We start from the raw sequence: 13,142 nt of genomic DNA on the forward strand, positions 1-13,142 counted from the left end.
TTTGCCGGTATGTAGATGCAGGAAGTCAGCAGATCCGGGACAACCAACAGCTCTGGCCATGACGACAAGCAAACACCGTACAGCAAAACCAACAAAACGGTAATTCACCGCGAACTTGGATTTTCCAAGCCTCGATGCCTGGAATCCACCCACGCTCCCCACCTACTCCGGCTATCCTCCCTCAGGCTCATCGAGTTCAAAACTCGTCAGGCGTATCGAAGCGAGGCCCACGGAGGGGTACTTGGAGATCTGGGAGCGTTCGTCGATTCGTTTCATGCTCAATGCGAAGCTCGACGAACTTCACGGTGAAGGGTTCGAGGATTTCTTCCATGAAGTTATGCATGTTCTGAACCCTGGCTTCCTAAATGTCCGAACCGCTGGACGTCTCGGCGACCAAGGGGCGGACGGCCTTCTCCTGATCGGGAAGAAGCTGTACGCGTGCTACGCGCCACAGACCGTCGCTCCCTCTAAGATCGCCCGCAAGTTCCGGACCGACCTCGCCAAGGCCATCGCGAAGCGCGATGGCGAGTTCGGCACCTTCGTCTTCGTACACAACGACCGCAGAGGCATACATCCCGAGTTGACATCGCTACTCGCGACCGCACGCAACGATCATCCCGAACTTTTTTTCGAGAACTTCGGCCGGCGGCACTTCTATACCGAACTCTGCAGGATGGAGAAGTGGCAGGTCGAGGACTTCCTTGGCCCGTTTCCCGCAGAGCCGGTGGTTGTCAGCGTCGTGCTTGAGGAGCTGATCCCGCTCCTGGATCACCTCGCCGAATACCGACGCCCCCTCGAAGACCTACCGGCCATCCCCAGACCTCCGCTCAAGAAAATGGAATACAACGGGTTCTCCTGGGATATTCAGCATCGCATGAAGCTCGCTCTGTCCTACGTCAACCACGTGGAGGACTACTACCGGAGCAGGCTCGATCCCAACGAGAGGGACGAGGTCGCGGCGGGCTTTCGCGAGCACTACGAGATGATCGCCCAGACGTGTGAGGACTCCGACAACATCCTCTGGCGGCTTGAGCGACACGTTCTCGGCAATGCCTCGCAACAATCCCCTATGGAACTGAACGCGCTCGTTGTCCTGATGTACTTCTTCGGTGAATGTGAGATCTTCAAGGTGCCGCCCACGGGTTGGGTCCCGGAGGCCGAGATGGGAGTGACCACGTGATCGTGCCGACCAAAGGGGTCGCTCCCCAGCGCGCCCTGCTGGCTGTGGGGGCTCAGATCGTGATGGCCACCGGGCGTCAGCCCGTGACCGTCACCCAGGCCTGGCGCCGCCTGTTGACCTGGCGCGAGGACAACGACCATCGGGCGCCCCTGACGTTCTGGTGGTTCGCTCTCGCGCTCGACCTGCTCTACGCCCTGGGCCTGGTCGAGCTTGAACAGGACATGTTGATTTTCCGGGCTCGTGACAATGCTGCGTAGCCTGACCTCTGACGACGACAGGTTCCGGACGATCCACTTTGGGGCGGGGCTGAACCTCCTGGTCGCCGAACGCACCGACGCCTCCACCGACACCGACAGTCGCAACGGTGCCGGCAAGTCGAGCATGGTCGAGTTACTGCATTTTCTGCTGGGTGCCCGCAACGAACCCAAGGCGGTCTGGGCCGGCGAGAAGCTCCGCGACCACACATTCAGGCTGAAACTTGACTGGCCGGGCCGGCCGGAGCCCTTGACGGTGACGCGCTCGGCGACACGGCCGAACAGAGTGACACTCGATCCGGACATAACACGGAGGTCCCCCAGGGTCCTGTTCGAACACGCCGCCGAGGTGTCGACGAAAGACTGGCAGTGGGCGATGGAACGGGATCTCTACAGGGTCGACTCCGAAGGAGCGGAAGTCAGCGGCCGGACGCTGTTGTCATTCGCGATCCGCCGTGTCGATGCAGGAGGCTTTCTTGAGCCCACCAGGACATTCGCCCAGCAGTCGCCTCACGACGCGATGGTCAACCTGTGCCATCTCTTCGGCCTGGACGTCGGCCTGGCAGCACGGTATCGCCTCCTGTCCAATCAGGAGGCCACGAGAAAGAAGCTCGTCGAAGCCGCGAAAGATCCTGTCTGGGGGAAAATCGTCGGCCGTTCCGCCGAACTCCGAGGGGAAATCGGCGCCATAGAACAGCGGGTGAGCGAACTTGAGCGCCAGATCGCGAGTTTTCAGGTCGTCCCCGAATACGAGAACATTCGCCGGGAGGCCGACGAGCTCGATCGGCGCATCCGGTCAATCCGGGCATCCGAAGCGGTAGACCGACGCAACCTTCAGGACATGGAACAGTCCGTCGACGAGGTAGCCGAGCCGGATGACCGGTATCTAGAATCGGCCTACAAGCAGTTGAACCTGATTCTCGGCCAGGAGGTGCGCCGCCGGTTCGACGATGTGCGCGCCTTCCACGAGACCGTGGTCCGAAACCGTGAGAAGCAGTTACACGAGGAGATATCCCGGCTCCGTCGACTTCTGGAGGAGCGCACCCGGACGCGCGCGCGACTCGGCGAGCGACAAGCCGCCCTCCTGCATACGCTGAACTCGGGTGGCGCGCTTGACGCGCTCAACTCCCTGCAATATGCCCTGGCTCGCGAACAGGCGCATCTTGAGTCTCTCCGTCACCGGTTCCAGGCCGCGCAGGCGCTCGAGGCGAGCCGACGGGAGATCGAGGCGAAACGCCTTGAGCTCGAACAGGAGATGGTGACCGACCTTGAGGACCGGGACACCATCACTTTCGAAGCGAGCAGCCTTTTCAACACGTACGCCCGGCGCCTGTACGGAGACGGGAAAAACCCCTATCTGACCTTCAGCCCGGGTAAGCAGCGAATGCAGATCGAGCCCAAGATCGAGGACGACGGGAGCAGGGGAATCCATAACATGGTGATCTTCTGCTTCGACCTGACCGCCGCCGTCATCGCCCACCGTGCCGGCCGGGGTCCGGACTTCCTTGTTCACGACAGCCATCTGTACGACGGTGTGGACGAACGTCAGGTGGCACGAGCCCTCCAGTTGGCGGCCGAGGTTACCAAGACCGAGCGGATGCAATACATCGTCACCATGAACTCCGACGATCTGAACAAGGCGGTTTCAATGGGGTTCGACGCGAATCCTCACATCATCGAGCCTCATCTGACCGACCAGCCGGATGGCGGACTGTTCGGCTTCAGATTTTAACGGTCACTCCCCGTTCTGGATCGACCCCTATCCGTCATGTCAAATTCGTCGGGGCCGCCCTGGCGGCTCTGGCTTCCGACCGAGAGTCAGCCCGGGGTGCTCCGCGACACGAGTTCGGGGCACCGAGGAAGACCGTCTTCGCGACATCGGACGCCGCGAAGACGATCCTCCGGAATGGTGACCTTCAGACCGCCTCAGGAGTGGTCACCCTGGGAACGCCGCCGGAACGGTTACCTCAGACCCGCGTCCAGGGCGGTGGTCAGGGTGCCGGTGTCACCGGACATCTCCCAGACCATCGCGCCGAGCAGGCCCTTGCTCCGGAGCCACGCGGTCTTCTTCCCGATCAACCAGACCTCGTCGAAGGTCCACGACTGACCGCCGTTGCCGGTGTAGCAGTAGGTCGCCACCGACTGCTCGTCGTGTCTCACCGTGCATCCCGGCACGGAGGCCAGCAGGTTGGCGTACCCGCGAGTGCCCGCCTCGTCCGGGAACTGCCCCGGCGCCGCACCGGTGGCCGCCTGCCACTCGCCGAACCTTCCGCCGTCGGCGACGCCCTGCCAGCCTCGGCCGTAGTACGCGAGACCGATGGTTATCTTGCGCGGGTTCACCCCCGCCTGGAGATAGACGTCGACCGTGTTCTCGACGCTGAAGTGGAACGGGTACGGGTACGGGTCCTCGGCGTCGGCGTACAGGTTGCCCTGGTGTCCGGCCCGGTTGGGCTCCCAGGAGTTGTCGCTGCCCGCGCCGTGGAAGTCGTAGCCCTGGACGTTGAAGATGTCCAGGGACCTGGCGACCTCGGGCAGGTCCCACCCGGCGGCGATCTTCGCCGGGTCGGCGGGGGTGAAGGCGGTGAGCTGGTAGCGCTTACCGGTCTCCTGGGTCAGCGCGTCGAGCTGCCTGCGGAACTCGGCGATCAGCAGCGTGTTGTTCGCCTTGTCGTTCGGGCCGATGTGGTTGCCCGCGTGCCCCTCCGCGCCCGGCCACTCCCAGTCCAGGTCGATGCCGTCGAAGATCCCGGCGGCGCTGCCGGGGCCGCCCGCGCCGTTGTAGACCGGCAGGTTCCCCTTGATGTACGTGTCGATGCAGGAGCTCACGAACTTCTTGCGCGCCGCGTCGGTGGCCGCCACGTCGGAGAAGTACTTCGAGTACGTCCAGCCGCCGAGCGAGATCAGCACCTTGAGGTTCGGGTACTTCGCCTTGAGCTTGCGGAGCTGGTTGTAGTTGCCGCGCAGCTTCTCCCAGCCGTAGCCGGCGACGCCGTCCACCGACTGCGCAGCGCTCATCGGCCTGCCGTAGTCGGCGTCCGCATCGCCGGCGGTCGCCCTGGTTCGGGTCCTGCGGGTTGGCCGCGGTGCCCTTGGTGACGCCCTGCAGGCACGTCAGGTTCACCGGGTCGATGTTGCCGAAGGCGTAGTTGAGGTGGGTCAGCTTCGCGGCGGCACCGGTCGTGTCCAGGTTGCGCACGAAGTACTGGCGGCCGTAGATGCCCCACTGGACGAAGTAGCCGATCCTGGCGTATCCGCTGCCGATGATGTCCGTCGGTGCTCACCTTCAGCGCGGTGCTCGCCGCCGACATGTTGTCGTACAGGTCGCGGGCCTTCACGGTGAAGGTGTACTCGGTGGACGGCGACAGCCCGCTCACCGTGGCGGAGGTGCCGGTCACCGTCGCGGCCAGGGCCGCGCCGGTGTAGACCTCGTATCCGGCGATGCCCTTGTTGTCGGTCGAGGCGTCCCAGGTGAGCGAGACGGTCTTGGTGGTCTTGACCGGTGAGCGCAGGTTGCCGGGCGCGCCGGGCGGCGTGTCGGCGGCGCCGTCGCACCTGACGTCGTTGATCCTGCAGTTCTCCGGCTCTGCGGACGCGCTGCTGAGCGTGAACGCGGGGCTGTACGGCTCGGTGGTACCGCGTGCCGCCACGGTCGTGTTGTAGTGGGCCGGGCTCAGCGTGACCTGGCGCCCGCTCTGGTTCAGCGATCCGTTCTGCGCGGCGCTCGCGGTGACCCCGGCGGGCAGGTCGAAGGTGATCGACCAGCCGGTGACCTGAGTGGTGCCGGGGTTGCTCACCACGAACTTCAGGCCACCGACGGCGGGCGGCGGTCAGTCGGAGTGGCCGGCAGCAGGCGCGAACCGCACAGGAAACAGACCTGGCCATTGGTGCGTTCCAGATCTGTGATGTTTCGGAACTGGCGGAGTTTCGGTCGTACGCCCTAGCGTGCGGACCATGACCATCGATGGGCGCTCGGCGCACATTCTCGACGTCCTGATCACCGAGTTCGGCGATTCCATGAAGCGCGACCCCGCGGCCTTCCGGCGCAAGTTCCGGAAAATGGCCGCCTCGCCCTTCGCCTTCTACCGAGGCAGCGCCTGCCTGTTCTACGCGGACATGACCGGCGAATTCGCCGACGACGCGTTCCTGGACGACCAGACCAGGCGGGTCTGGATCCACGGCGACCTGCACGCCGAGAACTTCGGCACCTACATGAACGCCTCGGGCGTGCTGGTCTTCAACGTCAACGACTTCGACGAGGCCTTTGTCGGACCGTACATCTGGGACCTGCGGCGCTTCTCGGCCAGCATCGCGCTCATCGGATACGCCAAGGCGCTGTCCGACGACGTCATCACCGCCCTGGTGACCGAGTTCGCCGGCGCCTACCTCACCGAGCTGGCCGGCATCTCGGAGGGCGGGGACGACGCGATCGGCTCGCTGACCCTGGAGACCACCACCGGCGTGCTGCACCGGGTGCTGCAGCACGCCCGGCTGAACACCCGGGTGGCGCTGCTGGAGACGGAGACCACCATCGAGAACTTCGACCGCAGGTTCGCCCTCATGGACGGCCGCTACCCGGTCGACGAGGAGACCCGGCAACTGGTGGAGGCGGCCTTCCAGGACTACCTGACGACCCTTCCCGCCGTCTCGACGGTCCAGCACAAGATCAAGGACTTCGCGCTCCGCACCGGCATCGGGATCGGCTCGGCCGGGCTGCCCTCGTACAACATGCTGCTTGAGGGTCACACCCAGGCCCTGGAGAACGACGTCATCCTCTACATGAAGCAGGCCCAGGTCCCGGCCGTGGCGCGGCACGTCACGGACGAGAAGGTGCACGGCTACTTCAAGCACCAGGGCCACCGCACCGCCGAGTCGCAGCGGGCCCTGCAGGCGTACGCCGACCCGTGGCTCGGCTACACCACGCTGAACGGCGTCGGCCAGATGGTCGCCGAGGTCTCCCCCTACACCGCCGACCTGGACTGGGGCGACGTCAACGAGCCGGACGAGCTCTCCTCGGTCATCCGTGACCTGGGCCGGGCGGTGGCCAGGATGCACTCGGTGGCCGACGACGAGTCCAGCCACGACCTGGTCGACTTCTCCACCGAGGACGCGATCGTGGCCGTGATCGACGGCGACGTCGAGGGCTTCACCCGCACCCTGGTCGGCTTCGCGCACGCCTACGGGGCGCGGGCCAGGGCCGACCACGGGCTCTTCGTCGACCTGTTCAGGAACGGTCTCCTCCCCGGCCTCTGAGATCGGCTTCCCAACCCGGCCCCCGGGCCCTGCCTCCGAGACCGGCCCCTGTGATCGGTCTCGGAAGGCGGGCTCCGGGAACGTCCTCGGTGAACGCCCTTCGGGAACGTCCTCCGTGAACGCCCTTCGGGAACGTCCTCCGTGAACGTCCTCCGTGAACGTCCTTCGGGAACGTCCTCCGTGAACGTCCTTCGGGAAGGACCGTGCCCGGGTGCGGTCCGCCTCACTTCACAGTCGCTCCGCCCCCGTTTCCGCCTCCGCCTCGTACCGGGCGGAGCGGGCCTCAGCGTGGTGGCAGGCGACCTGGGCCCCGGCCGAGGACGGCAGGACGGGCAGTTCCCCGGACGCGCACAGCCCGTCGACCCCCGCCTCGGCCGCCGCGCCCGAGGCCAGGGTCTGGCAGCGCGGGTGGAAGCGGCAGCCGGCCGGGATCCGGGTGGGATCCGGCGGCTCGCCGCCCAGCACGACGGGCGACGGCGACTCGGGCAGGACCGACAGCAGTGCCTGGGTGTACGGGTGCGAGGGCGAGGTGAGGATCCGCTCCACCGGCCCCGACTCGACGATCCTGCCGAGGTACATCACCGCGACCCGGTCGGCGATGTTCCAGGCCAGCCCGAGGTCGTGGGTGACGACCAGGGCCGACAGGCCCAGCTCCGCGCGGAGGCGGAGCAGCAGGGCGAGGATCTCGCCGCGTACCGACGCGTCCAGCGAGGCCACCGGCTCGTCGGCGACCAGCACCCTGGGCTCCAGCGCGAGAGCTCCGGCGATGACGACGCGCTGGCGCTGGCCACCGGACAGCTCGTGCGGGTGCCGGTCGAAGAAGCGCTCGGGAGGACGCAGCCCGGCCCTCGACAGGGCCAAGGCGACCAGGTCGCCCTCGCCGGGCAGCCGGTGGATGCGCGGCCCCTCGGCCACCGCCTCGTAGACGGTGTGCCGTGGGTTGAGCGATCCGGTGGGGTCCTGGAGCACGAGTTGCACCTCGCGCCGGTGGGCCCGCAGTGCCCGCGAGGAGTAGGTCAGCGGGGCCCCGCCGTAGCGAACCGATCCCGAGGTGAGCCGCTCCAGACCGAGCAGGGTCCTGGCCAGCGTCGTCTTGCCGCAGCCCGACTCGCCGACCAGCGCGACGATCTCCCCCTCGCCCACCGTGAGGTTCACCCCGTCCACCGCGCGGGCTCGGCGTCCGCGCGAGACGAACTCCACCCGCACCTCCCGTGCTTCGAGCAGGGTCATCGGGTCTCCTCCCCGACGTGGACGCACGCGGCGGTGTGCGGCGCTCCGGTACGGTCACCCGCGGCCCGCAACTCGACCGGCTCCGACGCGCACGAGGCGAGCGAGACCGGACAGCGGGGGTGGAAGGAGCAGCCCGCGGGCAGGTGCGCGGGGTCGGGCGGATCACCGCCCAGTCCTCTGGGCGCCATCCTGGAGGCGGGGTCGCCGACGGTGGGGAACGCCTCGGCCAGCGCCCTGCTGTAGGGGTGTCGCCCGCCGGTGAAGACCTCGCGCGCGGGACCGGACTCGACCACCCGGCCCGCGTACATGACCGCCAGCCGGTCACACGTCGCCGCCAGGACCGACAGGTCGTGGGAGATCATGATGAGGCCGATCCCGTGCTCGGCGATGAGCGAGCGGATCAGCGAGAGCACCTGCGCCTGGATCATCACGTCCAGCGCGGTGGTCGGCTCGTCGGCGACGATCAGGCGGGGTGAGCAGGCGAGCGCCATGGCGATCATCACGCGCTGGCGCTGCCCGCCGGAGAGCTCGTGCGGGTAGCCCCGCGCCCGCCAGGCGGGCAGGCCGACCTGCTCCAGCAACTCCGCCACCCTGCGCCGCGCCTCGGCCCCGGTCGCCATGCCGTGCACCCGCAGCGGCTCGGCGATCTGGTCGCCGATCCGGCGCACCGGGTTCAGCGCGTGCTGGGCCCCCTGGAAGACCAGCGAGGCCGACGCCCACCGGACCGCGCGCAACCGCCCCCAGCTCATCGTCAGGACGTCCTCGCCGTCCAGCAGGATCTCCCCGGACACCGACGCGTCCCTGGGCAGCAACCGCAGCAGGGACATGGCCAGCGTCGACTTGCCCGACCCCGACTCCCCCGCCACACCGAGGGCTTCGCCGGACGCCAGGCCGAGCGAGACACCCCGCACGGCGGGCACGTCCCCGGCCGCGCCCCGGTAGGTCACCGCCAGGTCGCGCAGTTCGAGCAGGGTCACGAGGCTCCCCTCAGCCGCGGGTCGAGTACGGTCTCCAGGTCGCGCAGTTCGAGCAGGGTCACAAGGCTCCCCTCAGCCGCGGGTTGAGTACGGTCTCCAGGGCGCGCCCGCAGAGGGTGAACGCCAGGACCACCGCCACGATGCACAGGCCGGGCGGCAGCACGTACCACCAGGCTCCCGAGGTGGCCGCGCCCCAGTCGTAGGAGCCGCGCAGCATGCCGCCCCACGACACCTGGCCGGAGCCCGCGCCGAGAAAGGCGAGAGTGGACTCGGTGACAATGGCACCGGCCACCATGAGCGTGGTGTTGGCCAGGACCAGCGGCGCGACGTTCGGCAGCACGTGCCGGGTCATCACGTGCCAGTGCCCGGCGCCCAGTGCCCTGGACCTCTCGATGTACGGCCTGGCCTCGACCGCCAGCGTCTGTGCCCGGATCAGCCTCGCCGTGGACGCCCAGGAGGTCACCCCGATCGCCAGGATGATCGTGGACGGGCCGCCGCCGAGGATGGCCGCGAGCACCATGGCCAGGACCAGCGACGGCAGCACCAGGAACCAGTCGGTGACGCGCATCAGCACGGCGGCGATCCAGCCCCTGAAGTGCCCGGCCGCGATGCCGAACACCGTGCCGATCACCATGCTGAGCAGCGCCGACATGAATCCGATAAGCAGCGAGACCCGCGCGCCCCACAGGAGCATGAGCAGGACCGAGCGGCCGGACTCGTCGGTGCCGAGCGGGAAGTCCGTGCTCGGCGGCGCCATCCTGGCCCCCGTCGCCTTCGTCACGTCCATCCCGGACGGGTCGGTGACCAGCGGCGTGAGCAGGGCCGCCAGGACGGCGACCAGCAGGATCACCGCCCCGTACAGCCCTGCTCGCTGCCTGGTGTACCGGCGGCGGAGCCGCGCCAGAGCGGCGCGGCGGCGGGTGCGGGCCACCGCGCTCATGTCGCTCAAGCCGACCTCACTCTCGGGTCCAGGACGTGGTAGACCACGTCGGCCAGCGTGTTCATGACGATCACCGCGACGCAGACGAGCATGAAGGTGCCCTGCATCACCGCGTAGTCGGGTCCCCTGATCGCCTCGACGAACAGCAGCCCGAGGCCGGGCCAGGAGTAGACGAACTCCACCGAGACCGCGCCGCCGACCACGAACCCGATCTGCATGAACACCAGGGTCACCGTCGGCAGCAGCGCGTTCGGCACCGCGTGGCGGCGCCGGACGGCATCGTCGCGCAGGCCCTTGGCGCGGGCGGTGGTCACGTAGTCCTGGCCGATCTCGTCGAGGAGCGAGGAGCGCATGACCAGCAGGTACTGCGCGTAGACGACGGCGACCAGGGTGAGGCAGGGCAGCACCAGGTGATGGGCGACGTGCAGCAGGTAGAGCGGCCCGTCGGGGGCGTCGACGTCCTGCATGCCCCGGGTGGGGAACAGGCCGGGTATCGGGCCGATCCCCGCGGCGAGGACCATGAGCAGCAGCAGTCCCAGCCAGAAGGTCGGCACCGACCACAGGGTCAGCGCGGTCCCGGTGGAGAGGCGGTCGAACCGGCCGCCGTGGTGCCAGGCGGCCCTGGTGCCCTGCCACATGCCCAGGCCGACCGCGACGGCCAGCCCGGTGCCCACCAGCAGCAGCGTCGGCCCCACCCGCTCGCCGATGAGCCCGGCGACCGGCCTGCGGTACTCGTACGAGGTGCCCAGGTCCAGCCGGAGGGTCCGGCCCACGAAGTCCAGGAACTGCGCGCCCAGCGGCCGGTCCAGACCCATCTGCCGTCTGAGCAGGGCGAGCTGTTCGGGGGTCACCGGCACGTCGCGGGTGTAGGCGATGGTGGGGTCGCCGGGGATCAGGCGGAACAGGAAGAACGTGGCGACGATCACCAGTCCGATGCTGAGCAGTGCCCCGCCGAGCTTGACCAGCGCGTAGCGCGCCACGGCCCGGCGGGCAACGCCCTCCCCGGTGTCGTCCCTCATCTCCTGCGGTGCTGTGAGCATCGGCCGCTACTCGCGGTCGTCGGCGGAGGCGCGGCGGCGGCGGCGGCGCAGGAGGATGATCCCGGCGCCGAGAACCAGCACGACGGCCGCCGCGACGGCCACCGCGGTGCCGATTCCCGAACCGCTTCCGGCCGGGGTGGCGGCGCGCTCCACCGCACGCAGCGAGTAGACCGGCCAGTAGCCGCTTCCGCCGTACAGGATGCCGTTGTCCTCGGGGATCGGGGTGATGGAGGCGATCCGGTCCTTGCGGTAGCCCTCCAGATTGTTGGGGTAGTAGAGCGCGACGACGGGGGCCTCGGTGTAGAGCCGCTCCTGCATCTGCTTGATCAGCTTGACCCGGGCGGCCCGATCGAGTTCGGCCAGCTGCGCCTGGTAGAGCCGCTCGAACTCCTTGTCACAGAAGAACGACTCGGTGCCGCCGCCCTGACCGCTCGCGGTGGGCCTGCGGCTGCACAGGTGGGTGGCCAGGACCTCCTCCGGGTCCGGGTTGACGGACCAGCCGCTGATCGCGATGTCGTAGAGCGCCGTGCTACCCGTCTCCTCGGTGAACTTGTTGAAGTCGAGCCTGCGGGTGGTGAGCTGGATGCCGATCTCCTTCAGCCAGCCGGTGAGGAACTGGGCGAGCTTGTCCTCGACGGGCTCGTCGGTGTGGATGCTGAAGCGCATCTCCAGCTTGCGCCCGCCGTCGGGCATGGTGCGGATCCCGTCGGCGCCCTTGGCGTAGCCGGCCTCGTCGAGGATGCGGTTGGCCTCCTCCAGGTCGAAGGTGACGGCTTTGTCGCCCTCGGCCTTCCAGAAGAACTCCTGGTACATCGGCGGGATGATCGAGCCGTCCGCCGGTACGGCGAGACCGTTCTGCACCTGCTCGACGAGGGTCTTCTTGTCGATCGCGTGGTGGATGGCCCGGCGGACCCTGACGTCCTTCAGCGCGGGGTGCCCGTCGCCGATCGGCTCGCCGCCGGCCGTCGCGGCGCCCGGGTTGAACTGCAGGTAACCGGCCCTGCGGCCCTGGGTGTTCCACTGCGTGATGTTCGGGTCGCCCGTGAGGGCCCCGAACTGCGGGCCCGCCAACCGGCCGATCCAGTCGATGTCGCCCTTCTTCAGACCGGCGATCGCCGCCTCGGGGTTCTCGTAGAAGATGACGTGCAACTCGTCGATGCCGGGTGCGCCGCGCCAGTACGACGGGTTGGCCTTGAGCCTCACATAACCGTTCTTCCTGTGCTCGACGGCGATGTAGGGCCCGCTGCCGACGGCGGGGTACGTCTCGTTCTGGTACGTGCCGATGTCCGGGACGCTCTCCCAGACGTGCTTGGGCATGATCGGGATCGGCAGCTCCAGCATCGAGGCCTGGGGCTTCTTCGTTGTGATGACCAGGGTCCGGTCGTCGGGTGCCGTCACGGTGTCGAAGTTCTCGACGGCGGGGCCGTTGGCCGTCTTGGCCCCGTCATCCGTCATGATCTTGTTGAAGGTCCACGCGGCGTCCTGGGCGGTGACGGGCCTGCCGTCCGACCAGGTGGCGCCGGCGCGCATCGTGAAGGTCCAGGTCAGCTTGTCCGGTGAGGTCTCCCACGACTCGGTGAGGTCGGGGCTGGGCTTCAGGGTCTTGGAGTCGGGCACCGTGAGGTAGCCGTACATCCAGCGGTGGATCGACGTCGAGACCACCCGGACCGCCAGGAACGGGTTCATCGAGTCCATGCTCTGCGTCGCGCCCAGCCGGACGATGCTCTTCTCGGTCCGGGGTGCCCGCGCGGCCGTCCCCTGGGACGTCCTCGCGGCAGAGGGGGATGTGTGCGCCACGAGAAGTGTCGCCATCGACAGCGCCAGGCTCATCGCCGCCAGGCGCGCCCCTGCTCTGGCCATGGTGTGCCCCACCTTCGGATCGGTGCTCCATTGACAACGAAGGCACACCATATAAACAGCACGTGTCAACACACGATGGAAGATTGCTTCATTCTTGTTTTTCTTGCCGACATTATTTTTCAGGCCCTCTATCACAAAACGACCCCAGCGGCTCGCCAGGGAGTCGATCACGGTCAACGCGATCGCCCCCGGGCCGTTCGAGTCGAAGATTGATGGCCTTCGCGCTCCAGGACGAGACGATGCGCGCGGCGGTCGCCTCCTACGTCCCGCTGGGCAGGATCGGCCGCCCCGACGACATGGCGGGCACCGCGATCTTCCTGTCCTCGCGCGCCGGCGCCTATCTCACCGGGACCGTGATCCCAGTGGACGGCGGCATCTCCGGCCACGGGTAGCTCCCGGACTCTTCGCCCA

The 13,142-nt window shown here is 67.8% G+C and carries 12 protein-coding genes; 5 read left to right on the forward strand and 7 right to left on the reverse strand.

The features are described 5' to 3' along the window. Positions 1 to 241 precede the first annotated feature (241 nt). The 3 genes from OIE13_RS21370 to OIE13_RS21380 are packed head-to-tail and all read left to right on the forward strand — an operon-like array spanning position 242 to position 3,166. Positions 242 to 1,180: an ABC-three component system protein gene (locus OIE13_RS21370; protein ID WP_326637043.1), complete on the forward strand. Its 939-nt coding sequence runs from the start codon at positions 242 to 244 to the stop codon at positions 1,178 to 1,180. Further along, the gene (locus tag OIE13_RS21375) at positions 1,177 to 1,437 is read left to right on the forward strand and encodes an ABC-three component system middle component 6 (protein ID WP_326637041.1); all 261 of its coding nucleotides are present in this window, start codon (positions 1,177 to 1,179) and stop codon (positions 1,435 to 1,437) included. The genes OIE13_RS21370 and OIE13_RS21375 overlap by 4 nt, the downstream gene beginning before the upstream one ends. After that, complete coding sequence (locus tag OIE13_RS21380; RefSeq protein ID WP_326637039.1) at positions 1,427 to 3,166, forward strand: ABC-three component system protein; 1,740 nt, start codon at positions 1,427 to 1,429, stop codon at positions 3,164 to 3,166. The genes OIE13_RS21375 and OIE13_RS21380 overlap by 11 nt, the downstream gene beginning before the upstream one ends. A 230-nt stretch (positions 3,167 to 3,396) precedes the next feature. Here OIE13_RS21380 and OIE13_RS21385 read toward each other — a convergent pair whose 3' ends face one another. Both OIE13_RS21385 and OIE13_RS21390 read right to left on the reverse strand, forming a co-directional pair. After that, positions 3,397 to 4,449 (reverse strand): glycoside hydrolase family 18 protein, encoded by a 1,053-nt coding sequence (locus OIE13_RS21385; RefSeq protein ID WP_326637037.1) that lies wholly within the window; start codon positions 4,447 to 4,449, stop codon positions 3,397 to 3,399. Beyond that, positions 4,446 to 5,231, reverse strand: coding sequence for a fibronectin type III domain-containing protein (locus tag OIE13_RS21390; RefSeq protein ID WP_326637035.1), 786 nt, complete (start codon positions 5,229 to 5,231; stop codon positions 4,446 to 4,448). Before OIE13_RS21390 ends, OIE13_RS21385 begins: the two co-directional genes overlap by 4 nt. 154 nt (positions 5,232 to 5,385) lie before the next feature. Here OIE13_RS21390 and OIE13_RS21395 point away from each other — a divergent pair, with 154 nt between their 5' ends. Then, positions 5,386 to 6,684: a DUF2252 domain-containing protein gene (locus OIE13_RS21395; protein ID WP_326828616.1), complete on the forward strand. Its 1,299-nt coding sequence runs from the start codon at positions 5,386 to 5,388 to the stop codon at positions 6,682 to 6,684. Positions 6,685 to 6,912: 228 nt separating this feature from the next. Here the strand turns inward: OIE13_RS21395 and OIE13_RS21400 are convergent, their stop codons facing one another. Genes OIE13_RS21400 through OIE13_RS21420 form a run of 5 tightly spaced genes read right to left on the reverse strand, consistent with a single transcriptional unit; the run spans position 6,913 to position 12,731 of the window. Further along, positions 6,913 to 7,914 carry an ABC transporter ATP-binding protein gene (locus OIE13_RS21400; RefSeq protein ID WP_326828617.1) on the reverse strand — a complete coding sequence of 334 codons (1,002 nt, stop codon included), beginning with the start codon at positions 7,912 to 7,914 and terminating at the stop codon, positions 6,913 to 6,915. Next, entirely contained in the window at positions 7,911 to 8,891 is a 981-nt protein-coding gene (locus tag OIE13_RS21405; protein ID WP_326637029.1) for an ABC transporter ATP-binding protein, read from the reverse strand. The genes OIE13_RS21400 and OIE13_RS21405 overlap by 4 nt, the downstream gene beginning before the upstream one ends. A 58-nt stretch (positions 8,892 to 8,949) precedes the next feature. Then, a complete protein-coding gene (locus OIE13_RS21410; RefSeq protein WP_326646994.1) occupies positions 8,950 to 9,831 on the reverse strand; it encodes an ABC transporter permease in 882 nt (293 codons plus the stop codon). A 5-nt stretch (positions 9,832 to 9,836) separates the two neighbouring features. Continuing rightward, positions 9,837 to 10,850 (reverse strand): ABC transporter permease, encoded by a 1,014-nt coding sequence (locus tag OIE13_RS21415; protein ID WP_326637027.1) that lies wholly within the window; start codon positions 10,848 to 10,850, stop codon positions 9,837 to 9,839. A gap of 27 nt (positions 10,851 to 10,877) precedes the next feature. Next, positions 10,878 to 12,731: an ABC transporter substrate-binding protein gene (locus OIE13_RS21420; protein WP_326828618.1), complete on the reverse strand. Its 1,854-nt coding sequence runs from the start codon at positions 12,729 to 12,731 to the stop codon at positions 10,878 to 10,880. Between the two features lie 212 nt (positions 12,732 to 12,943). Between OIE13_RS21420 and OIE13_RS21425 the strand changes: the two genes are divergently transcribed. Beyond that, a complete protein-coding gene (locus tag OIE13_RS21425) occupies positions 12,944 to 13,123 on the forward strand; it encodes an SDR family oxidoreductase (protein ID WP_442811528.1) in 180 nt (59 codons plus the stop codon). Positions 13,124 to 13,142: the final 19 nt, after the last annotated feature.

This window comes from Streptosporangium sp. NBC_01810 (assembly GCF_035917355.1).
Lineage (GTDB): Bacteria > Actinomycetota > Actinomycetes > Streptosporangiales > Streptosporangiaceae > Streptosporangium.